This window comes from Pseudomonas sp. KBS0707 (genome assembly GCF_005937945.2).
GTDB lineage: Bacteria > Pseudomonadota > Gammaproteobacteria > Pseudomonadales > Pseudomonadaceae > Aquipseudomonas > Aquipseudomonas amygdali.
Genome location: NZ_CP041754.1, coordinates 5,805,133 through 5,831,394, shown reverse-complemented (window position 1 = coordinate 5,831,394; position 26,262 = coordinate 5,805,133). Strand labels below are relative to the sequence as shown.

Genomic DNA, 26,262 nt, shown 5'->3' with positions numbered 1-26,262 from the left:
AGATAACCATGTGTGGAATCGTCGGCGCCGTTGCTGAACGTAATATCACGGCCATTTTGCTCGAAGGCCTCAAGCGTCTTGAGTACCGCGGTTACGACAGCGCGGGCGTGGCTGTTTTCACCAACGAAGGCACCCTTGAGCGCCGACGTCGCTCGGGCAAGGTCAGTGAGCTGGAACAGGCGCTGGCAGGCGAGCCGCTGATCGGCCGTCTGGGCATCGCCCACACCCGTTGGGCGACCCACGGTGCACCATGTGAACGTAACGCTCATCCACACTTCTCGGCCGACACGCTGGCAGTTGTCCACAACGGCATCATCGAGAACCACGAAGCGCTACGTGAACAGCTGAAAAGCCTGGGTTACGTCTTCGCATCCGATACCGACACTGAAGTCATCGTTCACCTGCTGCACCACAAGCTCAAGGACACGTCAGATCTGGCGGTTGCCCTGAAGGCTGCCGTGAAAGAATTGCACGGTGCCTATGGTCTTGCCGTGATCAACGCTGCACAACCGGATCGCCTGCTGGCCGCCCGCAGTGGCAGCCCGCTGGTTGTCGGCATGGGCCTGGGTGAAAACTTCCTGGCCTCCGATCAACTGGCGCTGCGTCAGGTGACCGACCGTTTCATGTACCTGGAAGAAGGCGATATCGCCGAGATCCGTCGCGACAGCGTGCAGATCTGGAACGTCGACGGTGTGTCGGTCGAGCGTGAAGTGGTGCAATACCATGAAGGCGCTGAAGCCGCTGACAAGGGCGAATACCGTCACTTCATGCTCAAGGAAATCCACGAGCAACCCAAGGTCGTGCAGCGCACCCTCGAAGGTCGCCTGGGGCAACAGCAAGTGCTGGTCCACGCATTTGGTCCACAGGCTGCCGAACTGTTCGCCAAAGTACGCAACGTTCAGATCGTGGCGTGTGGCACCAGCTACCACGCAGGCATGGTCGCGCGTTACTGGCTTGAAGGCCTGGCCGGCATTCCTTGCCAGGTGGAAGTGGCCAGCGAGTTCCGCTACCGCAAGGTCGTGGTTCAGCCGGACACCTTGTTCGTTTCGATCTCGCAATCCGGCGAAACCGCCGACACACTGGCAGCGCTGCGCAACGCCAAGGAACTGGGCTTTCTGGCCAGCCTGGCGATCTGCAACGTCGGCATCAGCTCACTGGTACGTGAATCCGACCTGACCCTGCTGACCCAGGCTGGCCCGGAAATCGGCGTGGCATCGACCAAAGCCTTCACCACCCAACTGGTCGCCTTGCTGCTGCTGACCCTGTCACTCGGCCAGGTCAAAGGTTCGTTGGAAGAGGGCGTTGAAGCACAACTGGTCGAAGAACTGCGCCGTCTGCCAACCCGACTCGGTGAAGCCCTGGCAATGGACGGCACCATCGAGAAAGTCGCCGAGCTGTTCGCCGAGAAACACCACACCTTGTTCCTCGGTCGTGGCGCGCAATTCCCTGTAGCAATGGAAGGCGCACTCAAGCTCAAAGAAATCTCCTACATCCACGCCGAAGCCTATCCGGCTGGCGAGCTGAAACACGGCCCGCTGGCGCTGGTCGATGCCGACATGCCGGTCGTCACCGTCGCGCCGAACAACGAGCTGCTGGAGAAACTCAAATCCAACCTGCAGGAAGTACGCGCCCGCGGCGGCGAACTGATCGTGTTCGCGGATGAGCTGGCTGGGCTCAAGAACGGCGAAGGCACTCACGTCATCGCCATGCCGCACATCATCGACGCCCTGGCACCGATTCTGTACACCATTCCGTTGCAGCTGCTTTCGTATTATGTGGCGGTGTTGAAAGGGACGGATGTGGACCAGCCGAGGAACTTGGCGAAGTCGGTGACGGTGGAGTGAGTTATCCACAGGGGTGAGTTTTGGTGGTTTTAGAGAGTTAGAGATGTCGCGGGAGTCGATGGGTCTGTCTCACTGAAGGCGCTGGATCGTAGCTTTGACGCAACTTTAAGCCGGCCGATGAAAGCTGCTCACAGAGCTGTCGAGCACTTCTGCGCCGGTCTGCTTTGACAGCTGCGGGAAGTTGGACTAACTACTAGCAGTACTCAACAACCCAAGCGGAAAGGAATTTTTGCATGAGCATCAAGCCAGGACCTAAACGCACCAATGAAGATGGCACTCCGGATAAAAGGCAGCGAGTCACTCCTGAAAAGCAAAAGGAACACCCGGACCTGAAACCCCATAAGCACAAAAAGGGCGAGTAGGGAAGAAAAGCAGCTCTTGAGAGCTGCTTTTTTCAAGGTGCTCAAGATTTCAAGTCGCTGCGTTCGAGATAGGCTGCGGAAACTCTATCTTCCATACAATGCCGTGTCGAGGTTGCCAAGCTAAGTACTACTATCTCAACGCGTCTCTCTGTCGCTATGCTGACCGGATTTGAAGGGTGGCATGGTATGTGGGTTTGGCGTGAGACGAGGGAAAAGTGGCTGCTTGCCGCTGCACTGGTTGTTCTGGGAGGCATCGTCCTGATCAACCTGAGGTTGGATGTCTGGCACTGGCTTAAAGGGAGCGAGGCTGCTGCATTTCTGGCTGCCGAGGCTACTGGCAGTGTAACCAGTGACCTGCTCGTGGGGCTGTTTTCTGCGTATGTGTTCTACGTGGTCATCGAGCTCATACCTAGCTATAGGCGGGAGAGGTTAACGCTAACTCCTCTGAATTTGATTGTCGCTTCAGTTATTGATGCTTACGAACGCACTCGGGTGTTTGGGCATGAAACCCCGATTACATCTATTGATGTTTCCATCCTGGCTCTGCACAGCCTCAATGCCCACAAAAGTTCTGTAGTGACGAATGCGCAAATCCTGAAGCTTAAATTTGCGATGGAAACTGCTCATTCTAGGTATCCAGACTTCCAGCACTGCCTGACGCTGGCCGCTTCTATTTCACCTGACCATGCTCTCGACTGGCTGGTTCTTACAGACAAAGTACGACTACTGGCAGACCAGTATGGTTCATGGCCTCTGCATCCTTTTCCTGAAAATCTGGGTAGTGAGCTAAGCGAGCAGCAGTGTCGTGACCCAGCATGTTTAGCTGCTTTCGATAAGTATCAGCGAGACATGCAACTCATGTCTGGCACTCTTAAGCTTCGAGTGCTAGAAGTCATTGAGGCGTCGATTTTTTGGATGCAAAGGCAGGCCTCATAGCCCTAACCACGTAAAGCGTTTTGGCAGGCGCTTACATTTTTCATATAGATGGAAATTAGTAGCTCCCATGTCAAAATTTTATACGCCTGATACCGAAGAGAAGACCGTTACTCTAATTATAGAAAGCTATGAGGTTTCGCCTGAATATGCCCAGCGTTTAGCTGTAAATGTCCTTGACGGAATTGAATCGCATGGTGGAAACCCAGAGGACTGGGAAATGGTAAAAGAGGCAGTACGCTTAGTAGTGGCTGCCTGGATCAATACTGGTGCAACGGAAAAAGGATGCGGCTGCGAGGCGAGCAATTGAGGTTACAGGGGGGCTTCACATAAGTGTGGTGACCAATTGACCTTAGGACGCTTAGATCTAACGCTCGCTCTAGGGCGGTCTTGCGACCGCGCGTTGGCTCGCTTCTCAATGGTAGCCATCGGGGATGCCACGCTTGAGGTCCTCGGCGAAGGTGGCAATCACCCGCAAAGCAGTGTCGCCCAAGCGCGGGTTTTGAACGGACGGAAGTTGTGAGTTTGGCGGGAGTATCAGTTTTTTTGTGTTCGGGCTGGTTAGGGCCTGCCGTCAGGCAGGCCCTTGTTTTACCAGCTCGGTCTGGTAAATCGGTCTCCGTACAGGATCGCAAATTGATTCATTGCCACTTTCCAGTCGTGTGCCGCATGACCCCAGTTGGCGGTGATGTTGCGCAACCCAAGCCATATCAGTTTCGTCGCAGCCTCATCGGTCGGGAAGTGCCCTCGAGTCTTGATGATCTTGCGTAACTGGGCATTGATGCTCTCGATGGCATTGGTCGTGTAAACCACTTTGCGAATGCCCGCCGGAAAAACAAAAAACGGTATAACCCGATCCCAGGCGCGACGCCATGCAGCAACTACAGTCGGATACTGCTTGCCCCAGGGGCCCGCTTCAAAGGCGTTAAGCTCTTGCTCAGCCACATCGGCATTGATCGCCTGGTAGATCGGCTTGAGTGCTTTGGCCAGTGCCCGACGTTTATCCCAAGCGGCATAGTCCAAGCTGTTGCGGATCAGATGCACGATGCAGGTTTGCAGCGTCGTGGCAGGAAAAACCGCCCCCAACGCCTCCGGTATTCCTTTGAGGCCATCCGTGACGGCGATCAGAACATCTTCAACGCCACGAGTCTTGAGGTCGTTGAACACCTTCATCCAAAACTTGGCACCCTCGGTGCTCTCGATCCATATACCCAGAATGTCGCGCGTGCCATCAGGTAATACCCCCAGCGCCAGATAAATAGCCTTGTTGCACACTAACCCCTCGTCCCGGATTTTGACCCGTAACGCATCGAAGAAGATCACCGGATACATCGGTTCCAAGGGTCGTTGCTGCCAAGCGCCCACCTCTTCCATGACCGCATCGGTGACTGAGCTGATGAAGTCATGGGACACGTCAGTTCCATACTGCTCAGATAGAAAAGCGCGGATCTCACGCACCGTCATGCCCCGGGCGTACATGGCAATTATCTTGTCGTCGAAGCCTGTAAAACGTCGTTCGTGCTTGGGAATCAGGATCGGGGCGAAGCTACCATCGCGGTCTCTGGGGATATCCAGGCGAAGCGGCCCGTCGTCGGTCAGAACCGTCTTGCTGCTTTTGCCATTGCGCTGATTGGTCGACTCCTCAGGGCGCTCCGCGCCCTGAGGATAACCAAGGTGGTGACCCAGCTCGGCGCCTAGCGCACGCTCGATCAGAGCCTTCTTGAACGCCATGGACGCGTCTTGAATGGCTTCGGCGCTCATCGGGCCTTTAACAAACTGCTCGATCAGCTCTTGGGGAATCGAGGGCAACTCCCTCGCTGTTGCATTGGCGGACTTCTTTTTGGTCGGCATACATGCACCTCTAGCTACATGTTATGCCCGAACACAAAATTTCTGACAGTCTCAGTTTGGCCTATAAATCACATACTCAAGAATTTAATACACCGCATGCCAGTTCACCGGTTGACCATTCTGCATGCCCCGTCTGGAGTCACTTGGCAAACCACCGACGACGCGTTCACAATGCAGGGTGTTGAAGCGAATTGGAATATCAGCCTTGAAGGTGGCTGGGGCGCATGGCACGAGACTATTTCTTCCTTTGAGCCCCAAGCATCTGCATTCGCGTGTGTTGGCCATCGGCCTCCTCCACAAAGCACCGCCCTAAGTCTTGCCGAAGCAGCTTTTTTAAGACCATACTCGATGCATAGGAATTTCAAAATGCCTATGCATCAGGCTGACGCTATGACGGAGGCGTCATGCCTTCAAAGCGATGGGTAGGAAGACGCTGATGCGTTACTTATGCAGTGAAAATCCCTATCAACAAGCATTAATGCAGGTTATTTCACCGCGAAGCCTAGGTGCGGACGCACCTAGGCCCTGTCAGGGCTTCACGTACCTCATCTGCGCAATCGCCTGAGCGTTGAGGTTCAGTCCCTGCACCGTCAGCCCGCTGATTGCCGCCGTGTATACCATCCGCGCGCCACACAGCACGCAGCGGAACGGATCGACGTTTAGAAAGGCTTTGGCCATCTGCACAAAATACAGCTTCGGTGTCGGTCCTGGCGTCGCCATCTTCAGTGCTTCATAGACCTTTGGCAGGTACTGCCCGCAGACCCGATTGGCCAGAAAACCAAAATACCGGATCATCCGGAAATGCTTTTCCGGGATGTGCTGCACCACCCGGAAAAGCATGTCGGCCTGGCTCAGCGTTTCCTGCTGATAGGTCTGTGTGCGGTGATCCAGGTAGGTGAAGCTCAACGTGGCCCCGTTGGTGTAATGCGCCAGACGACTGCCCGAGATGGGCGGTTTTTTCAGGTAGCGGCCCAGGTAATTGACGGTCTTTCGGCCGTTTTTCGTCTTCTTCGACAAGTGGATGTGCCAGTGCTGGCCACCAGCGGTCAGTATCAAACGGCGCCAGTCGCTTTCACAGAGGATGTGGGCCAGCGGCGGCGGCATCGTCAGTTGCGAAAGCGGCTGTCCCAGCAGGTAATCGCGCACCAGCCACATCCAGCGCCGCCGCAGGGCCTCTTTGTGGAACGACAGATTTTTCCAGACGCCCTGCTCATCCAGGCCGCCCGCGGTCACCGACAGGTGGACGTGGGGATGCCAGTTGAGCCGCCGGCCATAGGTGTGCAGCGCCCCTTAAATCCCGACGCGCAAACCGCGCCGCTTGGCGGCGTAGATCAGGTTATCGGCCGCCAGCCGAAACAGCGCATCGAGCAGCCAGCGGTTGTAGAAGAACAGGGGCCATAGCGTGTCGGGCAGCGTGAACACCAGATGCTGCCAGGGGCAGTCGGGCAGACGGTTGTTTTGCACGGTGATCCACTGGTCGGTGGCCTTTTTGCCGCAGGAGGGACAGGCCCGGCAATGGCAGGTGTTGCACAGGTATTTGACGTGCGGGCAGCTGTGGTTGCCGCAGGTGTAGTGTTTGACGCCCAGTATCGAGGTGCCGCAGGCGAGCATTTTGGTGACGGACTCGACTTCGATGTCGCGTAAGCCGCCCTCCTCGAGGAGGTGTGCCCAGCACTGGTTAGCGGTGAAGAGGTTTTTGAGCGGTCGAGGTGTGTAGGCAGGACTCATCTGAAGCAGCAGCGGTGGGTAAGCAGGCTTCATGATGGTCAATAACGGGCCTCATGGCAAAGCTCAAATCAATGTTTCTGCTGCTACGCGATCGTAAGAACGGGCGATTTGCAGCCGCAGGCTGCCCTGTTCAAGCGTGTCGGCAAGCCTGGTGGTATCAAGGATGACGCTGTATCCCGCAATCCCTACTTTTTTATCAACCTGCTGAGCATAAAAACGCATCGAACATCCCTTTTCAAATGACGGTCATGGGCACACTCAGATGGTGACTTATGACCTTTAATTGGTGAGGCTATCGGAGACGTGGCGTGAAGGGAAGTCTCCTCACGGACGGGAGTAATAAAACCAACCTGTAATCCCGGCGTCTGATCAGTCGCGGGATTGCATCTGCTTCTTGTCGACACGAACGCGATCAGGCAGCAAACCGTGCCATATCCGAAGCCAGCCGCAATTGACATTGCTTTGGGTATCCCGTCTTGCGCATTTTCACTCTTCCTGCTGTGTCGGCAGGCGTGTGACGAGCTTCTTCATATAGGCTTATGGATCATGGCCGTTTAGCCGCGTCAATTGGATCAAACTGGTAGAATTAGGTTAGCTAAATGCCATCCACGAGAAGCCACATGAACCCAGAATTTACTCAAGAAGAGATGCGACGAGCGCTCTTCGGTAGCCCCGCGGTAGCAGAAAAAGTCAGTGACACGCCGGCAGACACGTCCCAATCGGATATTGAGCCCGCTAGACCAACGAACATGCATCAGAAGAAAAAGATCGCTAATACGTTCACGCCTCGATTGAAGGTAACTCTGCGCGTTGGCAATGAGTTTGAAGGCAAGACCTACGAGATGGTCCATGAGGCGGATACCTTGAGCACCCTACTGGCAGAGCAAGAAGCGGTTAGAGCAGCCAAGGCAAATATCGATACGTGGAAGTGGTGTCGGTCAAATCAATGTAAAAGGTCAACCAATGCTAGGTAATCGTTCCATTGATTTTCGAAAAGCCGTATCTATTTTCAATCCTCCACCTCACACCAAGAGCCGGATGCGAAACGCTAGGGAGCTTACAGAAAGGCTGGTGGCGATAGTCAGTGGCAGGATTTAGCCGTATGTCCAAACTTTATTCCAAATAAAAATTCTTCAGATTTGAGCTTAGGTACAAACTTTATTCCAAAGATCGCTTTCGGTAGGTACGAAAAATCAATGACTTAAGCCGATTTTACGTACAAATTTTATTCAAAAGAGACAGTGGTATTTGTGAATTAGAACCTTCGCACGCCGCCGTTCTTCCCCACGATTCCCTGAATACATGAACATCGCTGGCTTAGGTCCCTGAAAAGCACCGGTCCGGAGTGTTCTGCATCTGCAGTGATGGGCCTTAAAGGGCCTATCACCGCGCCGCGTTACCTAAGTAGGGATGTCGCGGAAGACGTCATGGCCCAATGCTCCTGAGCACTTTTCGCTCAAGCTGCCCATGGCCTGTCGCTTTATCCACGCTCCGCCATCAAGCCATTCAAAAACCCCGTAAGCGCCTGCGTATCCAGCTGTCCGCGCTCGATGAAAGAGCGGGCCAGCCCTTCCATCGCGCCGTACAGAAACTCCGCAATACTGGAACCGGCGCTCAGGCGTCTAACGCCTAGACGCTGCAATTCGTCGGGCGCCGACAGCCCATCGCGGGCAAGCAGGTTCACCGGTAGTGTGGAGGTGTTGCACAGTGTGGAAATCTCGGCGGGTGTGACCATACCTGCGGCGAAAATGCCGTTGGCTCCTGCCTGTGCATAAAGCGCTGCACGCCGGATGATTTCATCCAGACGCTGGGAGGCGGGCACCAGGTTTTTCAGATAGACGTCACTGCGCGCATTGATGAATAGATTAACGCCGTGTTTGTTGGCGACTTCTCGGGCAACTTCGATTTTGCGCACAAGTACCTCCGGTGGTGCGCTACCGTCTTCGATGTTGATACCCACGGACCTGAAGCGACAACTGCTTCGACAACCCTGGCAACGTGCTGGAGGTCGTCGGAGTAACCGGCCTCAATGTCTACGGTCAGGGGGACGTGCAGTATTCGCGTCATGGATTCAACGCTGGCCGCCAGCCGCGTAAGGGGGAGCTGATTGCCATCGGTGTAACCATGCGCCCAAGCCATGCCCGCACTGCTGGTGGCGATCGCGGCGGCACCCAATGACTCTACGACTTTTGCGCCGCCTGCATCGCTGACATTGGCCAGGATCAAAAGGCCATTCTTGTGCAACTCATGAAAAACATTGTCCAGTGGTTTCATAACACTTCCTGTCTGAAAGTTGCCATCTGTTGACCTTGGCAGGCAAGCGACTGGAAATAGAAAGCCTGCCTTCGTACAGATAGTCCGTTGTTCTCGACCGCCTTTGCCATCAACTCAGGACTCAGGCCATGAGGCAGATCTGTCAGTTGATGAATAACAGCCCATGGCTGTATGCGGACCAACTCTTCGTTTAAACGCTCGGCGTCATAGACATCGACCACTACTGCCGTAGCACCTGTGGCCTCAATGTCCTTCACTTTTTCGGCGCGACGGGTAGCGCCATACACGCTGTAGTCCGCAGCCACCAAGAGCTTGAGCAGGGCTTTGCCGATTACACCGGATGCGCCGGCTACAAAAACTTTACGCGACATTGCACTCATATCCTTGAGGTTTCATTGGGACGGATGCAGGCCGGCGGCCAAGACTTCACTCAAGCATCTTGGCCGCTGCGCTTGAATCCCCCAGGGGCTAAAAAACATAAAACAGACCATGACAAGAGTGCTGTGTCAGAACAGCTTGCTTGTCGTGTTCGAGTTGTTAAATCTTGCCCCTTGGGCTCACATTGAAGTGCGTGCACGACGCGCGAACATAGCATTGAACATACGCTGACCGTAGAGGCCGACGGCCAGGCCGAGTACGATCAACACCACTGCCAGTACTTTGCTCACCGGCACGCTTTCGTTGAACACCATTACCGAGCCGAGCATGCCGAAGATAGGCACCAGCAGAGACAGCGGCGCCACTGTGGAAACCGGATAGGTTTTGAGCAGCGAGTTCCAGATCCAGTAAGCGAACAGCGTGTTGGGATAGACCTGAAACAGGATCGACAACACGGCAGTCGTATTCACCTGACTGACAAACGCGGTGTAGCCGGCGCTGCCGTTCACCGCGTAATCGAGGGCGAACAGCGGAATCGGTGCAAACGCGCTGGACCAGACCAGAAAGCCGAAAACATCCTTGGTGCTGGCCTTCTTGTTGATGATGTTGGCAACGCTCCAGGATGCCGCGCCCACCAGCACCAGCAATACGCCGGTGAGGCTCACCGAACCGTCACTGATCTTGATGATGCACAACAGCCCCGCGAGGGCGATCAACATGCCCAGCACCTGGAAGCGGGTCAGCGCTTCCTTGAACACCCAACCGCCGAGCAGGATGGTGAAGAACGCGCTGAACTGCAGCACCAAGGACGCGATGCCCGCCGACAGCCCTGCCTTGATACCCAGGTTGACCACGCCCCACAGACCAATGCCGAACACCAGGCCATAGCCGATGATGTAGCGCCACGGCACGTCGGGTTTACGGATGAAGAAAATCGCCGGTAATGCACAGAGACTGAAGCGTATACCCGCCAGGATGAGCGGATCGACGGTGGCCAGTCCGAGTTTGATCACCGAGAAATTCACACCCCAGATTGCCGTTATCAATACAGCCAACACTACGTGCAGTGGTTTCATGGATTATTTGCCTTGGTGAAGGTGGTCGTCCGCGACGCGGCAGCCCAGCGGGATGATGTTCTTGCCACCGGCTTCCCACTGTTTCACGCCATCCGTTAACTGACGATCGCGAGAAGTTTATTAAGGGTTGAACGTTATGTGGACGTCAGTTCCAGGTAGGTCCAGTACAGCAGGGCAACTGCGCTGATGGCGGCACCCAAACTACAAACGGCGACCCAGCCAAAGTGTGCATATGTATAAGTCGCAGCGATGGCACCCAGACCACTGCCTACCGAGTAGAAACACATGTAGGCACCCACCAGTCGGCTTTGCGCATCGGGGCGTGCGGCAAAGATCAGGCTCTGATTGGTGACATGGACGGCTTGCACGGCGAAATCCAGTAACACCACACCCACCACCATGGCGAATAATGAGTGTTCAACGAACGCCGTCGGCAGCCAGGACAAGGTCAACAGTGCCAGCGCGATGCCCGTGGTGCGATTGCCGAGCCCTTGGTCGGCGAGCCGTCCGGCCCGTGCCGCTGCCAGCGCACCGGCCACACCGGCGAGTCCGAACAAACCAATCTGGGTGTGTGACAGCGACAACGGCGGTGCGCTGAGCGGCAGTACCATCGACGTCTACAACACACCGAATGCGGCGAAGATCAGCAGGGCGAAGGTGCCCCGGACACGCAATGTGCGTTCGGTCAGGTACAACTGGAACACCGATCGCAGCAATTGCCAGTAGCCGCCTTTCGCCGGTGGCGTGGTGGAGGCAGGCATGGCGCGCATCAGCACCAGTACCATGCCGATCATCAGGGCGGCCGAGACAAAATAAACGCCGCGCCAGCCGGCCAGATCAGCCACTGCACCGGAGACGAAGCGGGCCAGCAGAATTCCCAGCACCACGCCACTGGTCACGGTGCCGACGGCTTCGCCACGTTGCTCGGGACTCGCCAGCGAAGCGGCGTAGGCAACCACCACCTGCACCACGACTGCCATCAGGCCAACGAGCACCATCGAGCCGAGCAACATGCCCCAATCCAGCGACAGACCCACTGCGCACAGGGCCAGAGCTGACAGCAGCATTTGTGTAAGGATAAGTTTCTTGCGATTGAGCAAATCACCCAGCGGAACGATGAACAACAATCCGACGGCATAACCTGCTTGTGTCGCGGTCACTACGACACCAATCGTGCCCGGCGAAACCGACAGGCTGGCAGCCATCGATTCCAGCAAAGGCTGGGCGAAGTAGACGTTTGCGACCGCCATGGCGCAGGTAATTGCAAAAAGAAAAGTTTGATAGCGACTAAGCTTGGGGGTGTCCCGGGGTTGGGGAGCTTGCGTGTACCCACCGCTGGATTTTTCGGCTTCGATTTCCATCTTTACCGGGGCACGAGACTTGAACGGCATCGCTCCATCCTTGGAATATGTGGTTGCAAAAGAAAACCTTATGTGAACTTTTAACAAACGAGGTTGTTAAATGCAACCACATGTGTAAAACATTTTCGTCTGACGTTAGAACTTTTTACATTTCCTGCTACCTCGCCTCCAGGAGCCCCATGGCCAAACAGCAATTATTGGCGCAGAGCGAATGCCCTGTCGCCCGCACGCTTGAAGTAATCGGAGATCGCTGGGTTTTAATGATCATCCGCGACGCGTTCGACGACGTTCGCCGCTTCAGTGAATTTCAGAAACGTCTTGGTCTCGCCAAGAACATCCTCACGGTCAAGCTCAAAATGCTCGTGGAGTTGGGCGTATTCAACATTCAGCCGGCCTCCGACGGCAGTGCCTACAAAGAATATGTGCTGACTGATATGGGCCGCGCGGTGTTCCCCATCGTCGTCAGCATGCGCCAGTGGGGGGAGCGTTACTTGTTCAACGCAGGGGAGAGCTACTCGGTGCTGCTCGACAATGAATTGTCGGAGCCAGTAGAAACCATCGCCGTACGTTCCAAGGCGGGCAAGGTGCTGGCCCCGGCCGATTGTCATCGTCGGGTCGTCAAGCGCTGGAGTTGACGCGAGTCGATAGCAACCGATCGCTGATCAAGTTGCTCTGTGATGATGTTGGCGGTTACAAAGCCAGCTTCGAACTGACGTTACCGAAACCGCAAGCCCTTCATAACGATTCCCTCACCACAAGCGGGCAATCTACCGGCTGGGCACCCGAGACTTCGAGGCCATCGATCAAGTACCGGGCGGCATTGCGACCGATCTCGTAATACGGCAGTTGCACCGTGGTCAGCGCGGGGATGAACAGTTCGGAAATGCCGATCATATTGTCATAGCCCAGCACGGCGACATCACCGGGGATTTTCAGGCCACGGCCCAGCAGCAGTTGGTAGGCACAAAAGGCTATGCGGTCATTGCCGCAGATCAGAATATCGAACTGCGGACGGCCATCAATCATGTGCCGTTCAAGGATGGCTGCGGTTTCCCCATAGGCGTCATGCTCGGAGAGGTCGTATTGCAAGAGTTCGCCGGTAGCCAGGCCGAATGCCTGGCAGGCACGCTGCATACCCGCCTGGCGAATTTTCCAGGCCAGGCTCTTTTTTGGCAGATTGATAAACAACGGACGTCGGTAGCCCTGGCTGAACGCATGGTGCAAGGCGCGGTACTGCCCTGTTTCGTCGTCCGGCACATAACTGACGAGGCTGCTGTCATCGGCTACGCAGTTGGCGAGCACCAGCGGTTTGCTTTTCAAGCGCTGGGGAATAGTCACTTCGCGCAACCCCATGGTGCTGAAGATCAACCCGTCAGGTCGGTGGGACAGCATCAGGTCCACGTTCTGGTCGGTGGGCGGGTTGCTTAGCAGGTTGAGGATAAATACGTTCCAGCCTGCCTGCTGTGCGGTCTGCTCGATGGACAGCAGCAGCTCTACCGCAAACGGCGTTGTCGCGGTGTCCAGCGCAAACACTCCGATGGTTCGTGTCTGCAAGTTGTCGCCGCGAATCCTGCGCGCTGACAGGCTGGGTACGAATTGAAGCTCGTCAATCGCGCTACGGACTCGCTGATACGTCTCGGGGCTCAGTTTTTCCGGATTATTGAGCGCCCGGGATACCGTCATCAGGGACACACCGGCCAATCGTGCAACGTCTTTAACTGAGGTCATGCAAGGCGGGGCCTGTCAGGTTGACTGATAATTATCATGCTACAGAGGCCTGATTTTTTTCGCGACTTCAATGATTTACCTGTAAGCATCCCGAAGAGAGTTCCCATGCGTTGGCAATGCACACCCGGCCTCCTGTTCCGTTGGCAATAAGCTTGACCCCCAGGCTGTCGGTCTGTGGATAAAGGCGACTACTGAAGCTGAAGCTGCCGTTTTGATCAAACACTTCAATGGACGAGCGATCCAGGAAGACTCGCAATTCAAGCCGCTCCTGTTGTGGGTCTATTGCTACGCTGCGTTGACCGCTGACGTGGGTGCCCGACTGATCGCGGTCCAGTATCAAACGTTTTAGCGACGCGTCGTAGTAAAGCAGAGTTTGCTCCTTGCCATCTGAACTGCAACGCAACGCCACTCCCAGGTGACCTTCGGTGCAGTCGAGCAGGTCCAGGTGCACGTGGATTTCCAGCAGATCGCCGTGTACGTCAGTCAGCCACTGAGTGCCCGCTTCGCTCCACCAGGGAGTGCCTGGCAATGACGCATTGCGCAGCGCTGTCAGTTCGCGTGCGGGGTGCACGCAAAGGCGATCGTCGCGCAGTTCGAGTTCGCGTGGCAGGCCGAGCATTCCGCGCCAGAGATGGGTTGCTGTGGGGGTCGGGCTTTCCCACATATCGAGCCACGCCCACACCAGACGTCTGCCATCGGCAGCCACGAGGGTCTGCGCAGCATAAAAGTCATGGCCGTTATCCAGTTCGATAAAAGGCCCGCCGTTGAACTGCCTCTGGCTGTCGATTTGGCCCACTCGGTAGCCGGTATGAAACTTGTTCAGTCGCTCGTAGCCCTGGGCTGGCATGCCTTGGGGGGAGTAAAGCAGTACATCGCGTCCATCAAGGCGAAACAGGTCGGGGCATTCCCACATATAACCATCACCTTCGTTGCCGCTGGATACATAGCTCACGAATTCCCACGCGTGCAGGTCCACAGACCGATACAACGGCAGCAACGGCCTGTCGCCCAGACGCGCACCGGCAATCAGGTACCAGTGGTCATCCTGCTGCCAGACCTTCGGATCACGGAAATGAATGATCGTGTCTTGCGGCGGGCTGTCGATGACGGCACCGTGTTTGACGAAGTTGATGCCGTCGAGACTGGTGGCCAGGCACTGCACCTGACGGATCAAAAGCTCGTCGCCTACCTCACCCAGCCAGGTGTGCCCGGTGTAGATCAGTGCCAGGGTGTCGCCACACACCACTGCGCTGCCGGAAAAACAACCGTCCTGGTCGAAGTCATCACCGGGTGCCAGGGCAATGGGCAGGTGCTGCCAATGGACCAGATCGGCACTCTTTGCATGGCCCCAGTACATCGGGCCCCATTTCGCGTCGAACGGGTGGTGCTGATAGAACACGTGATATTCGCCACGAAAGTACACCACCCCGTTAGGGTCGTTCATCCAGCCCGCAGGCGGGGCCAAGTGATAACCGGGTCGATAGTCGTGGATCACCTGCGCCAGGCTATCCTTCAACGCATGGTGCGCGCGCTCCAGTGTGTTGGACATTGGACCGTTCATGGCATTCACAGAAAAACTCATAGGGAACCCGCTTGTACGAAGTGCGGCGTGGTGTCGTGTGTCAGGTGTTGGTCGGCGTCAGAGTGGCGTTTCAAGGCCAGGCCATCGGCGTCGAACACGTGCAGATTTTCGGTATCGAACTGCAGCGCGACCCGGTCGTCCACCTGCCATCCGGCTTTTGCCTCGCAACGGCAGATCAAGGGTTCGTTCTCGCCTGTAGCCAGATGCACGTAGACCTCGCTACCCAGGTATTCGACACTGGTCACGGTGACGCCAGTGCCACTGTTCGCTGCACTTAGAGATATGTGTTCCGGACGGACACCCAGGGTCAATTGCGCGTCGTCGGCCAGGTTCGAGCTGTCGAAGGGCAGGGATGTCATGCCCAGTGCCGGGATATCGATCAGGCTGTTGCGGCTTGGTGCGTGCAAGCGGACTGGCAGAAAATTCATTCTTGGCGAGCCCAGAAAACCGGCGACGAAGAGGCTGGCGGGGCGCTCATAGAGTTCGCGTGGTGAGCCAACCTGTTCGACCTGACCGCCGTTGAGGACGACAATTTTGTCAGCCAGGGTCATGGCCTCTACCTGATCGTGAGTGACGTAGATCATGGTCGAGCCCAGCCGTTTGTGGAGCCGGGCGATTTCGTTGCGCATCTGCACCCGCAACGAGGCATCGAGGTTGGAGAGTGGTTCATCGAACAACAAAATGTCCGGTTCCCGCGCCATGGCTCTGCCCATTGCAACACGCTGGCGCTGCCCACCGGACAGCTCCCTGGGCTTGCGTTGCAGCAGTTTTTCCAGTTGCAGGATCTGTGCGGTTTTCAGTACGCGTTCGCGCAGGCTGCCTTTTTCAGTCTTGGCCAGCTTGAGACCGAAACTGATGTTGTCGTAGACGCTCATGTGCGGGTACAGAGCGTAAGACTGAAAGACCATGCCGACGCCACGCTCGCGCGGTTCCAGGTCATTGACCCGGCGTCCGTCGATCAGCAGGTCGCCACCACAGATCGAATCCAGCCCCGCGATCAAGCGCAGCAGCGTCGACTTTCCGCAGCCCGAAGGGCCAACGAACACAACGAACTCACCCGCAGCGATTTCCAGGCTGACATCGCGCAGAATGCGCGTGCCGCCCAATTGCTTGTTGATGTTGGCTAGCTTCAATTTCATCACGATGCTGTTCCTTGTCAGTTGTGTGCATCAACCTTTCAACGCGCCGGCAGTGAGGCCGGAAACGATGCGGCGCTGGAAGATCAGCACCAGAATCACCAGTGGGACGGTCACCAGCACCGACGCCGCCATCAACAGGCCCCAGGGCAATTCGTGGGAGCTGCCACCCGAAATCAGGGCGATGGCGACCGGGACCGTTCGTTGCGCGTCTGTCAGGGTGAAGGTCAGGGCAAACAGGAACTCGTTCCACGCGGCAATAAAAGCCAGCAGGCCGGTTGTGACCAGTGCGGGCCACAGCAGCGGCAACAGCACGCGGGTCAGCGTGACCCAGGGCGATGCGCCATCCATGATTGCCGCTTCTTCCAGCTCATGCGGCAGTTGCCCCATGAACGTGGTCAGCACCCAGACGGTGAAGGGCAGGGTAAAAATCGTGTAGCTCAGGATCAGTGCCCATGAGGTGTTATAGAGACCCAGTGCACGGATGACTTCAAACAGCCCCGACAGCACCGCGACCTGAGGAAACATCGAGACGCCGAGCACCATCATCAGCACCGTGCCGCGGCCTCGGAACTTGACCCTGCCCAGGGCGTAGGACGCCGTCAGGCCCAGGAACAGCGCCAGCGCTACCACACTCAGCGCAACCACCAGCGAGTTGGCGATGGCCTGCAGGAATGACGCCTGACCGAGGACCGCTGCGTAATTGGAGAAGTCGGCTTCGGTGATCCAGTAGCTCACTTCAAACAAGGCACTGGACGGCTTCAGCGATGTCACGATGGCGTAGTAGAAAGGGAATATGGCGTAGAGCAGCAAGATCCCGATCAGGCACCAGAAACCCACACGTAGCAGGGCTTTCTTCAGTTGGCGCAGGTTCATGAACGCACCTTCAGTTGGCGACGGCCGAGGTACAGATAAAGCATGGCAATCACTGCCACGACCAGAAACAGCAGGGTGGAGGCGGCGCTGCCGTAGCCGACGTCCTGGAACTCCACCAGGTGCTGGCGGGCATAGACCGACATGCTCATGGTGCTCGAGGAATTGGAGGTCAGGACATAGATGACGTCGAACACCCGCAGTGAGTCGAGGATGCGAAAGATCGCCGCGACTAGTAAGGCCGGCATCAGCAACGGCAACGTGACACGCCAGAACACCCGCACCGGATGAATGCCGTCAACCCTGGCAGCTTCGTAGCAATCGCTTGGCAGCATCTGCAGGGCCGCCAGCATCAGCAAGGTGACGAAGGGGACGGTCTTCCAGACGTCGACGATAATGACAGCCCACATCGACAGATCCGCATCTGCCGTCCAGGCCAGCGGCGCGTCGATCAGGCCCAGGCTCAGCATCATATGGTTGATGATGCCGAACTGGTCATTGAGCATCCATGACCAGATCTTCGCCGAGACGATAGTCGGAATCGCCCAAGGGATCAGGATCAACGCACGGACCAGCGCGCGGCCGGTGAACTTGACGTTCAACAGCAACGCCACCATCAGTCCCAGGACCATTTCCAGACCTACCGACACCACGGTGAAATGCAAGGTGTTGCGCACCGCGTTCCACCATTGCGGATCGACCAGAACGCCTGACCAGAGTGTGCCGTCGTAGAGCAGATAATTGCTCAGGCCAATGAATGAGCCGCCTTCAGTGTCCGACAGGTCGGCGTCGGTAAGGCTGAACCAGAATGTGCGAAGTAACGGCCAGGCCGCCACCAGCGTCAGGCACACCAGCATGGGCGTCAGAAACAGCCAGGCGGCACGTAACCTGCGACGCTGTACGGGCGTTTCCCGGGTAATCAGGACGTCGTCACCGGGAAAGTCGATAGAAGAGGACGGCATGTTGATCTCCTTACGTGTGGCTTACCAGTTCCGACGTTTGATGCGCGTCAGGTCGCGTTCCAGGTCGAGCAGTGCCTGATCGACCGGCAAATCGCCCGCCAGCACGCTGTGCACACGATCAAAGAACGCGTTGGAGACGCGTGGGTAGCCGTTGGCGGTGATGGCGGCAGGGCGCATAACCCCATTGCTGAGGATGCCGTGCAACTGGGTGTAGTAAGGCATCGCCGCGAGCAACTCGGGGTCGGTATAAAGTGACTCGATAACCGGGTTGTAAGCGCCTGCCAGGGCACGCTGTTTTTGCTGCTGGGCACTGGTCAGGTAGGCAACCAGTTCTGCCGCCAGTTTGGGGTTGCGGCTGTAGCGCGAAATCGCCAGGCCCCAGCCTCCGAGCGTTGAAGCGTGGGTGCCGTTTGCGCCGCCACTGGGCAGGGGCGCGACGCCGACCTTGTCTTTTATCGCGCTGTCCTTGCTTTGCACCAAGGCCCAGACGTAAGGCCAATTGCGCATGAACAGCGCATTTCCTGACTGGAATACGCCACGGCCTTCTTCCTCGGTGTAGTTAAGTACGCCGGGCGGTGAGATCTCGCCGATCCAGCTTTTTGCCAGGGTCAGCGCGACTCGTGAGGCCTGGCTGTTGACCACAATGTCTCCGCGCGGGTTGACCAGTCCGCCGTCCGGCTGGCTGCTGATCCATTCCAGGGCGTTGCACGTCAGGCCTTCATAGGCGCGCCCCTGGAACACGTAGCCCCACATAGTGGCATTCCCCGCATCGCGTTCGGCTTTTTGCACTTTTTTGGCGGTAGCGGTCATGTCCTCCCAGGTCTGGGGGACCGGCTGTTGGTACTTGTCGAGCAGATCCTTGCGGTAATACAGCAGCCCCGAGTCGGTAAACCAGGGCATCGACACCAGCCGGCCGTCGACGGTGGCGTTGTCAACCTGTGCCTGGAAATAGCCTTGTGTCGCATTTGCCGGAAGCAGTTCGCGCAGATCCGTCAGGTGTTTGGCGAGCATCCCCGGCCACACCATGTCGATTTGAATGATGTCGATGTCGGTGGACTTGGCACTGAGGATCTGCTGGTAGAACGACAGGCGTTCGGTTGCCGAGTTAGGCGTGGAAACCACTTGAACGTTGTTGCCGGTCTGTTTTGACCAGCTATCGACTGCCTCCTTGCACAGTTGCAATTCAGCGCCGACGGCCCCGCACGAGATCGTCAGATCGGCTGCGTTCGACAGCGCAGAAAACCCGGCAGACAGGGTGAGCAGCGCGGCGGGAAGAAGAGATTTCAGCTGTTTCATAGAGCCCTCTTTATTTTTGTTTTTATAAAAGTTAATGTTAACATCGTCAATGTAACAGCGTATTTTCGATGTGGCACCCTTTTTTCTCCGATTTGCACAATTTTTTGCTGAAGGAAAAAGGCTCGGCCAACGTCACGAAAACAATAAAAACAAAACAGGAAGTCCACATGCAGAACGCATCAAGATGGCTACTCGCAGGGGTACTCGGCACCTCGACAACCGTCTCTCAGGCCGCGACTCTGGAAGAGCGGATGGCCGCATTCGAAGCCCGTGCCAGCGCTGCGGAAAAACGTGCAGCCGCAGCCGAACAGCAAACCCAGGCGCTCGCCAGGGAGCTTCAGCAACTCAAACTCTCGACCCCCGTTGCGCAGCCTGCCGCACCCACTTCTGCGTCCACCGTTGCGGCCAGTTCACAGCCGGCTCTGGATGATCGCGTGGCAAAACTCGAAGCCCGCCAGCAAAGCATGGAGAAGCCAGGCAGTGCCGGACACCTCACCGACGGGTTCAGCTTCAAGGGCTACGCTCGCTCCGGTCTGTTGATCAACGACGGTTTGGGCGGCGGTCGCGGTGGGCCTTATACAACCCCCGCAGGTTCAGTCGGTGGAGCGGTCGGGCGGCTGGGTAACGAAGACGACACCTACATGCGCTTCGATCTGTCGAAAGAAATCTACGCGCAGAACGGCACGCGCTCCAAGTTCACCGTCTCCATCGCCGACGGCGTTGAAAGCTATAACGACTGGACGGCCACCGAAAGCAGCCTGAACGTGCGTCAGGTATTTACCGAACTCGACCATATCGCCGCCTTCAAGGGGAATTCGGTGTTCGAGAACGCCACACTGTGGGCCGGCAAGCGCTTCGACAGGGATAATTTCGATATCCACTGGCTGGACTCGGACGTGGTCTTCCTGGCCGGTACCGGTGGCGGTATCTACGATGTGCAGATGACCAAGGACTGGCGCTCGAACTATTCCTTGATTGGACGTAACTACGGAGATTTCAGTGAGGGCGGCGTCGATGCCGATGTGGAAAGCTACATCCTGACCTCCAACCAATTCTTCGCCAATGGTCAGTGGCAGTGGATGTTCAACGCCATTGGCGCAAAGAAAAACGACGTCGGTACGCGCACTAATCAAGCGGGTTTTGCGCCCGCAGATTCAGGCCTGCACACCATGTTGGCCAATCACCAGAAAGACTTTTTCGGCAGGGAAGGCTTCTTCAAGACGGCGTTGCTCTATGGGCAGGGCCTGGGTGCGCAGGTCAAGGACATTGGCGCGGATGGCGAACTGATCGACGATGCCCGCGCGGTGCGTCTGGCCATGTACGGCGAGACACCTATCGCGCCGGGATGGCGCATCGGCCCGAGCCTGCTGGCCGAACAGAGCAAAGACCGCTACGTCAAAGGCGACGATTACCGCTGGCTCACGCTGAACATGCGCCTGGCCAACGAGATCAACAGTAACTTCGAGATGGCCTACGAGCTGAGTTGGCAAACCATGGACCTTGACCCCAAAGGCTACCTGCAACGCAATGCGGTCGACGGCAACTTCTGGAAATTCACGGTTGCGCCAACCTTCAAGCCGGACATGGGTGACCTGCTAACGCGTCCCGAATTGCGAGTGTTCGCAAGCCTCATGAACTGGTCTTCGGACCTGGACCGCTACAGCACAACCGGCAACTTCGGCAAAACCGACTTCAACTCCGGTGGTGTCTGGCAATTTGGCATTCAGATGGAAACCTGGTTTTAGTGAGGTATTTCAGAAGTGCCAGTGAACAGTCAGGCTCAGTGCGATGCTGCGTGAGTGTCATGAGAAATTACCCGTCTACCTATCGAGTGGTTTCTTCAACCGCGCTTCATCATGAAAATAAAAAACAGCCCTCCCAACAATGCGGTCGCGATACCTATAGGCAGATCCTCTGGCGCGATAAGCGTGCGGGAGACGACATCCACCCAGATCATCAATAAAGCACCCAGAAGCGTGGCGACGGGCAACAGTCGTCGATGTTCTGAGCCCACCAGACGTCTGGCGATGTGCGGCACCATCAGGCCGACGAAACCTATGGAGCCGCACAGCGCAACCAGCACGCCGGTCATCAGTGAGGCGATCAGGAAAACCAGCAGGCGCACGTTGCGTACTTGCAGACCAAGGCTTGTGGCGGTCTGATCGCCGCCCATCAATGCGTTCAGGGAACGACCCAGCCCTTGCAAAAGAACCCAGCCAGACAGAACCGTGATCAGTGGCACAACGAGCAGCTCCCAGCGCGCCAGCCCCAGCCCGCCGAGCATCCAGAACAGCACTGAGGAGCTGGCGCGGTGATCGCCCAGAAACAACGACAGGTTAGCGATCGCCATCATTACAAAGGACACGGCCACGCCGCCGAGCAGCAGGCGTTGGCTGTCCAGGCGGCCTTTGTGGCTGGCCAGCCACAGCACCAGGCACAGGCTGACCAGCGAGCCGACAAACGCAGCCAGTGGCAATGTCAGCGTGCCAAGCACTTCTCCTACATGCATGACCACGATAACTGCGCCTAGTGTCGCGCCCGAGGTCGCGCCCAGCAGGTGAGGGTCTGCCAGCGGGTTGCGCGTCGCTGCTTGCAGGACGCTGCCGATCAGAGCCAGTCCCGCGCCTGCCAGTACGCCCAGTAACACGCGGGGCGTGCGTATCAGCCAGACGATGGTTTCCTGTCCCGCGGTCCAGAGAGGTGGGTTTTCGCTGGCGCCGAACAGCTTGAACATCAGGATATCCATCACCCGGTTCAAAGGCACAGGGGCCGCGCCGAAGGTGATGCACACCAGACATGACATCAGCAGCACGAGCGTCAGAGTGATCAGCAACCCCGTGTAACGGCGAGGGTGCTCGGTCAGCCACTGCGCCAGGGTCATCGCGTCACGTCATGAAATGCCGCTGCAAGCGTCTCGATGGCCGCGACGTTGTCGATGCCTGGCGTCACCGCCACGTAGGGCAGCACGACATAGCGTCGGTTGCGGATCGCGTCGACGGATTGCAGCGCCGGGTTGCTTTCAAGGAAGTGCTGTTTCTGCGCGGCGCTGACTTCGCCGTAGTCGACGATCACGATAACCTCGGGGTTGCTTTGCAAAACCGATTCCCAGTTGACGTGGGTCCAGCTGGCCGCGACGTCGCCCATGACATTCTGCCCGCCCGCGGCGCTGATCAGTGCCTGGGGTATGGCCAGACGCCCGGCGGTCATGGGCCGGTCTTCACCGCTGTCATACAGGAAAACCCTGGGCGACGATTTGCCTGCCACGCTTGCCTGAACCTCGCTCACGCTGCGGCGCATTTGCGCAACCAGCGCCTCTGCGCGGGCCTGCACGTCGAATATCCGGCCCAGGTTCAGCAAGTCGTTGTAGACATCTGCAAGTGTTGCTTCAGCGCGCGGCATTATCTGCGCGCAGGACTCGGTCAGTTCATAGGCCTGAATACCCAATGGGGCCAGGCTCTGCGGCGTGACGTCGCCACCCACCCGCATGCCATAGTTCCAGCCGGCAAAATAGAAGTCGGCGTTGGCATTGAGCAGTGTTTCCAGAGAGGGGTATTTGCTGGCCAGCTCGGGCAGGTTGCCAAGGTCGCGCAGCAGGGCCTGATCAGGTTTGTTCCAGCCGGTGATACCGCTGTAGCCGACCATGTGTGATTGCAAACCCAGGGCAACCATCATTTTGGTGAGGTTTACATCGTTGCTGACTGCACGCTGCGGCGCAGCCGTGAAGGTCACCGAGCGGTCGCAGCTTTGCACTGTGACGGGGTAGGCGCTGGGTTGCGCTTGCACCATCGGGCTGCACAACAAGGTGATCAAAGCCAGGCGGGTGAGCAGGGCGTTCATTTCAGGGTATCCAGGTAATGCGCGGGTAATCACGCAGAGGGTGGCTGTCGACCAGCGCCTTGGCGCCGAATACGTGGAGCAGCATTTCCGGGGTCAGTACTTCCTGGGGCGTGCCTTGCGCAATGAGCCTGCCGTGATGAATGACACACAGTCGATCACAGAATGCCGCCGCCAGATTCAGGTCATGGATACTGGCCAGCGTCGCCACGCCGAGCTGCTTGACCAGCCCCAGCAGTTCCAGTTGATGGCGCGGGTCCAGGTGATTGGTCGGCTCGTCGAGCACCATTAACTGAGGTTCTTGCACCAGTGCCCGCGCCAGCAGGCAACGCTGTTTCTCGCCGCCGGACAATGTGTCGAACCGATGCTGTTCATAGCCCGCCAGCCCTACGGCGTTCAAAGCGCTCTGCACAATCGCGCGGTCGTGGGCGCTGTCCGCAGCGAAGAAGCCCTGATGAGGCGCGCGGCCCATGCTCGTCACGTCCAGTAGCGTCAGGCCGAATGCATCGGGGAATTCCTGAGCAACCACTGCGACGTGCCGGGCGCACCAGCGCGGGCTGCGGGACCAGATATCGTGAGCGTTGATCGCGACCTTGCCGCTGTGCGGACGGCTGTAGCGGAATGCGCAACGCAGCAGGCTGGTTTTGCCGCTGCCATTGGGACCGATCAGGCCGACAAACTCGCCGGCAGCGATCTGCAGGTCGATATCTTTCAGGGCGAAGTGTTCGTGCGCGCAGACCGACGCCTGTTCCGGCGCCCATGCGATACGCTCTAGCGCAAGCATCAGAAACTCAGGTCCGCAGTCACGTACAGCGAGCGGGGTTCACCCAGAATCCATTGCTGGCCTTCGTTGTACTGACTCGCTGCGTATTGCCGATCAAACAGATTGCGCGCCTGCAAGCCGAGCGTGGTATTGCGCAGTGCTTTCCATGACAGGCTGGCGTCCGCCACGGTGTAGGCGGGCAGTTCGCGGGTGTTGGCGATATCGGCGTATCGGCTGTCGACGTAGCGCAGCCCGGCGCCGATCTGCACAGCGCTGCCGAGCTGTTTGTCGAGCCACAGGTTGGCCGTGCGCTTTGGCACATCGACGGGTGTATTGCCGTCACGCGAGACGGCCACGCCCGATACGCTCTGATCAAATTGGTCATAGCGCGCACGAACGAAGGCCGCGTTGGCGGTCAGGGCCCAGTCCTGCGGCAGTTGCAGCTTCATGCTGGCCTCAAGCCCATCGGAAGACTGCTGGCCTACCTGTTGGGTGAGGTCAGGATTGCCGGCATCGGTGGTGAGCAGCTTTTTCTTGACGATATGGTAAGCCGCCAGCGTCCACTCCAGGCGCTGGTCCCACAGGGCCTGTTTGAAACCCACCTCCGATTGCCTGGCGGTGGCGAGGTCGAATTGTTGCTGCGTGGGGTTGAGCGAGACAAGGCTGCCGACGCCATCGGTGCTGGTCGAGTATTGAGCGTAGGCAGAGCTGTCCGGAGTCAGTGCGTAAACCAGTCCGATTTTCCAGTTGTTGCCGATCAGGTCTTTTTCTGTGCGGCTGTCGTCACGCAGGGCGTTGCGTTCGATATCCACGTAGTCACGGCGCACGCCTGTGATCACCGAGAGTTGGTCGCTCAGTTGCGTGCGGTTTTCCCCGAAGACCGACAGTTGTCGGGTCGTGCTTTTGAACAGCTCCGAATAGGGCGACGCACTCTGAAAATTGCCCGGTGCCGGATGTTCGATATCAATGGGGTCTCCCGCGGGATTCACATCGTTGTAGGGCGAATTGTTGGTCAGCTTGAAACGGATACGGTTGACGTCCATTCCCAGCACACTCTGGCTATCCAGCCCGCCCAGGCTGTGTTTGAAGGTGAACGTCTGCCGATCTCCCACCTGCTCCTGATTGTGCTTGATGCTGAAATAGCCGCTGCGCGACAGCTGCTGAGTAGCAGCGTCCCAGTTGTAGTTTTCGGCGTTCTGCCAGCGTCGGTGCGAGGTCAGGTAGTAAAGCTCGTTGGATGAGGTGAGCCGGTCGGAGATCTGCCAGTCGGTGGTCAGCCGCGTCCATTGGTCGTCGTAATGTTGCTTGTCGTTCTCGATGTTGTAGTTCTTGTCTCGCAAGCCTTCGTGATAACGGCCATTGATCATCGGCACGCCGAAGTAGTTCATCGGGCGCTGATTGCCGCCGTCATGGGCGAGGGTGAACGTCAGGTCTTCGCTGGCCTGCCAGCGCAGGGCACCACTGAAGAAAGTGCTTTGCGAGTCGCCGTCATCGATCCAGCCGTTGCTGCGCAGCTGATTGAGGTTCAAACGGTAACTCAATTGATCGGTTAACGAGCCGCCGCTGTCCAGCGCGGTCTGCTGGCTATCGTACGAACCGTAGCCAAGGCGCAGGTGGTTTTCGATATCGCCTTCAAAAGGTTTCTTGGGAATGACATTGATCACTGCCCCGGTAGCGCCTTCGCCATAGAGCACGGAGGCCGGGCCGCGCAGCACTTCAATGCGGTCGACTGCCCAGGTATCGACCGGCATGGTGACGGTGCCCATGGCGCTGTACATGCGGCTGCCGTCATACAATTGCATCACCGAGCCCTGACCTGTGAAACCACGCGCGGACAACGCCGTGCCTCCGTCGCCGGGTGTACCGATCGCCGTGATACCGGGGCTGCGGGCCACGGCCTGCTGCACATTTTCGTCACCGCGACTGCGCACCTCGTCCCCATTCAGCGAGCTGGTGCTGGCCGGGGTCTGCAAGGCCGTCAATGACAGGCGAGAACCGGCATGGGTAACTGAATCGAGATGCTCTCCATCTTGCGACTGGGCCGTAGCCTTAATCGCGGACGGGGCAAGCTCGACCTGTTCGGAAGCGTTTGCGTAACCTGCGCTGCTGGCCAGCAGGCAGAGGGTTGTGACTACACGGCGGGACTGGAAAAGAGGGCTGATCATGGATTGAAGGGTCGCTTTGGAGGACTGCGCTTGATGATTTGCTAGTGTTATAACATAACATTTTGGCGACGATATACACGTCTGTTTTCTCCAAGGATGTGAGAAGACCTACGCTT

General features: G+C 57.5%; 19 protein-coding genes and 5 pseudogenes. 7 read left to right on the top strand and 17 right to left on the bottom strand.

Annotated features, from left to right (window positions below; genetic code table 11):
* Nucleotides 1-8: 8 nt before the first annotated feature.
* From glmS to FFH21_RS28115, 4 genes are all read left to right on the top strand, one after another.
* Nucleotides 9-1,844: a glutamine--fructose-6-phosphate transaminase (isomerizing) gene (glmS, locus tag FFH21_RS28125; RefSeq protein WP_004660503.1), complete on the top strand. Its 1,836-nt coding sequence runs from the start codon at nucleotides 9-11 to the stop codon at nucleotides 1,842-1,844.
* Between the two features lie 233 nt (nucleotides 1,845-2,077).
* Nucleotides 2,078-2,206, top strand: coding sequence for a hypothetical protein (locus FFH21_RS30755; protein WP_023094431.1), 129 nt, complete (start codon nucleotides 2,078-2,080; stop codon nucleotides 2,204-2,206).
* A 186-nt stretch (nucleotides 2,207-2,392) separates the two neighbouring features.
* Nucleotides 2,393-3,142 (top strand): hypothetical protein, encoded by a 750-nt coding sequence (locus FFH21_RS28120; RefSeq protein ID WP_004667248.1) that lies wholly within the window; start codon nucleotides 2,393-2,395, stop codon nucleotides 3,140-3,142.
* A gap of 67 nt (nucleotides 3,143-3,209) precedes the next feature.
* Nucleotides 3,210-3,449, top strand: coding sequence for a hypothetical protein (locus FFH21_RS28115; RefSeq protein WP_116894627.1), 240 nt, complete (start codon nucleotides 3,210-3,212; stop codon nucleotides 3,447-3,449).
* Between the two features lie 281 nt (nucleotides 3,450-3,730).
* Here the strand turns inward: FFH21_RS28115 and FFH21_RS28105 are convergent, their stop codons facing one another.
* The 3 genes and pseudogenes from FFH21_RS28105 to FFH21_RS30280 all read right to left on the bottom strand — a co-directional run bounded on the left by FFH21_RS28105 (nucleotide 3,731) and on the right by FFH21_RS30280 (nucleotide 6,940).
* The gene (locus tag FFH21_RS28105) at nucleotides 3,731-4,990 is read right to left on the bottom strand and encodes an IS256-like element ISPsy17 family transposase (protein ID WP_004666928.1); all 1,260 of its coding nucleotides are present in this window, start codon (nucleotides 4,988-4,990) and stop codon (nucleotides 3,731-3,733) included.
* A 528-nt stretch (nucleotides 4,991-5,518) separates the two neighbouring features.
* Nucleotides 5,519-6,751, bottom strand: a pseudogene (locus tag FFH21_RS28095) (IS91-like element IS801 family transposase).
* 30 nt (nucleotides 6,752-6,781) lie between these two features.
* Entirely contained in the window at nucleotides 6,782-6,940 is a 159-nt protein-coding gene (locus FFH21_RS30280; RefSeq protein ID WP_178114227.1) for a hypothetical protein, read from the bottom strand.
* 398 nt (nucleotides 6,941-7,338) lie between these two features.
* On the opposite strand from FFH21_RS30280, the pseudogene FFH21_RS28085 reads away from it, so the two are divergent.
* Nucleotides 7,339-7,670, top strand: a pseudogene (locus FFH21_RS28085) (hypothetical protein).
* Nucleotides 7,671-8,198: 528 nt separating this feature from the next.
* Here FFH21_RS28085 and FFH21_RS28080 read toward each other — a convergent pair.
* From FFH21_RS28080 to FFH21_RS28065, 4 genes and pseudogenes are all read right to left on the bottom strand, one after another.
* Nucleotides 8,199-8,992 (bottom strand): annotated as a pseudogene (locus FFH21_RS28080) (isocitrate lyase/phosphoenolpyruvate mutase family protein).
* 86 nt (nucleotides 8,993-9,078) lie between these two features.
* Nucleotides 9,079-9,363, bottom strand: a pseudogene (locus tag FFH21_RS28075) (NAD-dependent epimerase/dehydratase family protein); the annotation flags it as partial.
* A 186-nt stretch (nucleotides 9,364-9,549) separates the two neighbouring features.
* Nucleotides 9,550-10,446, bottom strand: a complete 897-nt coding sequence (locus tag FFH21_RS28070; RefSeq protein ID WP_011169935.1) for an EamA family transporter — start codon at nucleotides 10,444-10,446, stop codon at nucleotides 9,550-9,552.
* A 134-nt stretch (nucleotides 10,447-10,580) separates the two neighbouring features.
* Nucleotides 10,581-11,837 (bottom strand): annotated as a pseudogene (locus FFH21_RS28065) (MFS transporter).
* Between the two features lie 149 nt (nucleotides 11,838-11,986).
* Here FFH21_RS28065 and FFH21_RS28060 point away from each other — a divergent pair.
* On the top strand, nucleotides 11,987-12,442 hold the full coding sequence (locus FFH21_RS28060; RefSeq protein ID WP_011169933.1) for a helix-turn-helix domain-containing protein: 456 nt from the start codon (nucleotides 11,987-11,989) through the stop codon (nucleotides 12,440-12,442).
* A 100-nt stretch (nucleotides 12,443-12,542) separates the two neighbouring features.
* On the opposite strand, the gene FFH21_RS28055 is transcribed toward FFH21_RS28060, so the two are convergent.
* From FFH21_RS28055 to FFH21_RS28030, 6 genes are all read right to left on the bottom strand, one after another.
* Nucleotides 12,543-13,535 carry a LacI family DNA-binding transcriptional regulator gene (locus tag FFH21_RS28055; protein WP_011169932.1) on the bottom strand — a complete coding sequence of 331 codons (993 nt, stop codon included), beginning with the start codon at nucleotides 13,533-13,535 and terminating at the stop codon, nucleotides 12,543-12,545.
* A gap of 67 nt (nucleotides 13,536-13,602) precedes the next feature.
* The gene (locus tag FFH21_RS28050; RefSeq protein WP_041924685.1) at nucleotides 13,603-15,117 is read right to left on the bottom strand and encodes a glycoside hydrolase family 32 protein; all 1,515 of its coding nucleotides are present in this window, start codon (nucleotides 15,115-15,117) and stop codon (nucleotides 13,603-13,605) included.
* A complete protein-coding gene (locus FFH21_RS28045) occupies nucleotides 15,114-16,259 on the bottom strand; it encodes an ABC transporter ATP-binding protein (RefSeq protein ID WP_272913190.1) in 1,146 nt (381 codons plus the stop codon). Before FFH21_RS28045 ends, FFH21_RS28050 begins: the two co-directional genes overlap by 4 nt.
* Before the next feature lie 27 nt (nucleotides 16,260-16,286).
* Nucleotides 16,287-17,129 carry a carbohydrate ABC transporter permease gene (locus FFH21_RS28040; protein ID WP_004666631.1) on the bottom strand — a complete coding sequence of 281 codons (843 nt, stop codon included), beginning with the start codon at nucleotides 17,127-17,129 and terminating at the stop codon, nucleotides 16,287-16,289.
* On the bottom strand, nucleotides 17,126-18,088 hold the full coding sequence (locus FFH21_RS28035) for a carbohydrate ABC transporter permease (RefSeq protein WP_004660636.1): 963 nt from the start codon (nucleotides 18,086-18,088) through the stop codon (nucleotides 17,126-17,128). The genes FFH21_RS28040 and FFH21_RS28035 overlap by 4 nt, the downstream gene beginning before the upstream one ends.
* Before the next feature lie 21 nt (nucleotides 18,089-18,109).
* Nucleotides 18,110-19,384 carry an ABC transporter substrate-binding protein gene (locus tag FFH21_RS28030; protein WP_004666630.1) on the bottom strand — a complete coding sequence of 425 codons (1,275 nt, stop codon included), beginning with the start codon at nucleotides 19,382-19,384 and terminating at the stop codon, nucleotides 18,110-18,112.
* Nucleotides 19,385-19,551: 167 nt separating this feature from the next.
* Here FFH21_RS28030 and FFH21_RS28025 point away from each other — a divergent pair, with 167 nt between their 5' ends.
* Nucleotides 19,552-21,129, top strand: coding sequence for a carbohydrate porin (locus tag FFH21_RS28025; RefSeq protein WP_011169930.1), 1,578 nt, complete (start codon nucleotides 19,552-19,554; stop codon nucleotides 21,127-21,129).
* 95 nt (nucleotides 21,130-21,224) lie between these two features.
* Here FFH21_RS28025 and FFH21_RS28020 read toward each other — a convergent pair whose 3' ends face one another.
* Genes FFH21_RS28020 through FFH21_RS28005 form a run of 4 tightly spaced genes read right to left on the bottom strand, consistent with a single transcriptional unit; the run spans nucleotide 21,225 to nucleotide 26,146 of the window.
* Nucleotides 21,225-22,265, bottom strand: a complete 1,041-nt coding sequence (locus tag FFH21_RS28020) for an iron ABC transporter permease (protein ID WP_004667166.1) — start codon at nucleotides 22,263-22,265, stop codon at nucleotides 21,225-21,227.
* On the bottom strand, nucleotides 22,262-23,221 hold the full coding sequence (locus tag FFH21_RS28015; RefSeq protein WP_011169929.1) for an ABC transporter substrate-binding protein: 960 nt from the start codon (nucleotides 23,219-23,221) through the stop codon (nucleotides 22,262-22,264). Before FFH21_RS28015 ends, FFH21_RS28020 begins: the two co-directional genes overlap by 4 nt.
* 1 nt (nucleotide 23,222) lies before the next feature.
* Complete coding sequence (locus FFH21_RS28010) at nucleotides 23,223-24,002, bottom strand: ABC transporter ATP-binding protein (RefSeq protein ID WP_004666626.1); 780 nt, start codon at nucleotides 24,000-24,002, stop codon at nucleotides 23,223-23,225.
* Entirely contained in the window at nucleotides 24,002-26,146 is a 2,145-nt protein-coding gene (locus FFH21_RS28005) for a TonB-dependent siderophore receptor (protein WP_011169928.1), read from the bottom strand. Before FFH21_RS28005 ends, FFH21_RS28010 begins: the two co-directional genes overlap by 1 nt.
* Between the last annotated feature and the right edge of the window lie 116 nt (nucleotides 26,147-26,262).

Bases quoted from the DNA above. Each gene is read 5' to 3' on its own strand.
- glmS (WP_004660503.1), top strand. From the start codon at position 9: ATGTGTGGAATCGTCGGCGCCGTTGCTGAACGTAATATCACGGCCATT.
- FFH21_RS30755 (WP_023094431.1), top strand. From the start codon at position 2,078: ATGAGCATCAAGCCAGGACCTAAACGCACCAATGAAGATGGCACTCCG.
- FFH21_RS28120 (WP_004667248.1), top strand. From the start codon at position 2,393: ATGTGGGTTTGGCGTGAGACGAGGGAAAAGTGGCTGCTTGCCGCTGCA.
- FFH21_RS28115 (WP_116894627.1), top strand. From the start codon at position 3,210: ATGTCAAAATTTTATACGCCTGATACCGAAGAGAAGACCGTTACTCTA.
- FFH21_RS28105 (WP_004666928.1), bottom strand. From the start codon at position 4,990: ATGCCGACCAAAAAGAAGTCCGCCAATGCAACAGCGAGGGAGTTGCCC.
- FFH21_RS30280 (WP_178114227.1), bottom strand. From the start codon at position 6,940: ATGCGTTTTTATGCTCAGCAGGTTGATAAAAAAGTAGGGATTGCGGGA.
- FFH21_RS28070 (WP_011169935.1), bottom strand. From the start codon at position 10,446: ATGAAACCACTGCACGTAGTGTTGGCTGTATTGATAACGGCAATCTGG.
- FFH21_RS28060 (WP_011169933.1), top strand. From the start codon at position 11,987: ATGGCCAAACAGCAATTATTGGCGCAGAGCGAATGCCCTGTCGCCCGC.
- FFH21_RS28055 (WP_011169932.1), bottom strand. From the start codon at position 13,535: ATGACCTCAGTTAAAGACGTTGCACGATTGGCCGGTGTGTCCCTGATG.
- FFH21_RS28050 (WP_041924685.1), bottom strand. From the start codon at position 15,117: ATGAGTTTTTCTGTGAATGCCATGAACGGTCCAATGTCCAACACACTG.
- FFH21_RS28040 (WP_004666631.1), bottom strand. From the start codon at position 17,129: ATGAACCTGCGCCAACTGAAGAAAGCCCTGCTACGTGTGGGTTTCTGG.
- FFH21_RS28035 (WP_004660636.1), bottom strand. From the start codon at position 18,088: ATGCCGTCCTCTTCTATCGACTTTCCCGGTGACGACGTCCTGATTACC.
- FFH21_RS28030 (WP_004666630.1), bottom strand. From the start codon at position 19,384: ATGAAACAGCTGAAATCTCTTCTTCCCGCCGCGCTGCTCACCCTGTCT.
- FFH21_RS28025 (WP_011169930.1), top strand. From the start codon at position 19,552: ATGCAGAACGCATCAAGATGGCTACTCGCAGGGGTACTCGGCACCTCG.
- FFH21_RS28020 (WP_004667166.1), bottom strand. From the start codon at position 22,265: ATGACCCTGGCGCAGTGGCTGACCGAGCACCCTCGCCGTTACACGGGG.
- FFH21_RS28015 (WP_011169929.1), bottom strand. From the start codon at position 23,221: ATGAACGCCCTGCTCACCCGCCTGGCTTTGATCACCTTGTTGTGCAGC.
- FFH21_RS28010 (WP_004666626.1), bottom strand. From the start codon at position 24,002: ATGCTTGCGCTAGAGCGTATCGCATGGGCGCCGGAACAGGCGTCGGTC.
- FFH21_RS28005 (WP_011169928.1), bottom strand. From the start codon at position 26,146: ATGATCAGCCCTCTTTTCCAGTCCCGCCGTGTAGTCACAACCCTCTGC.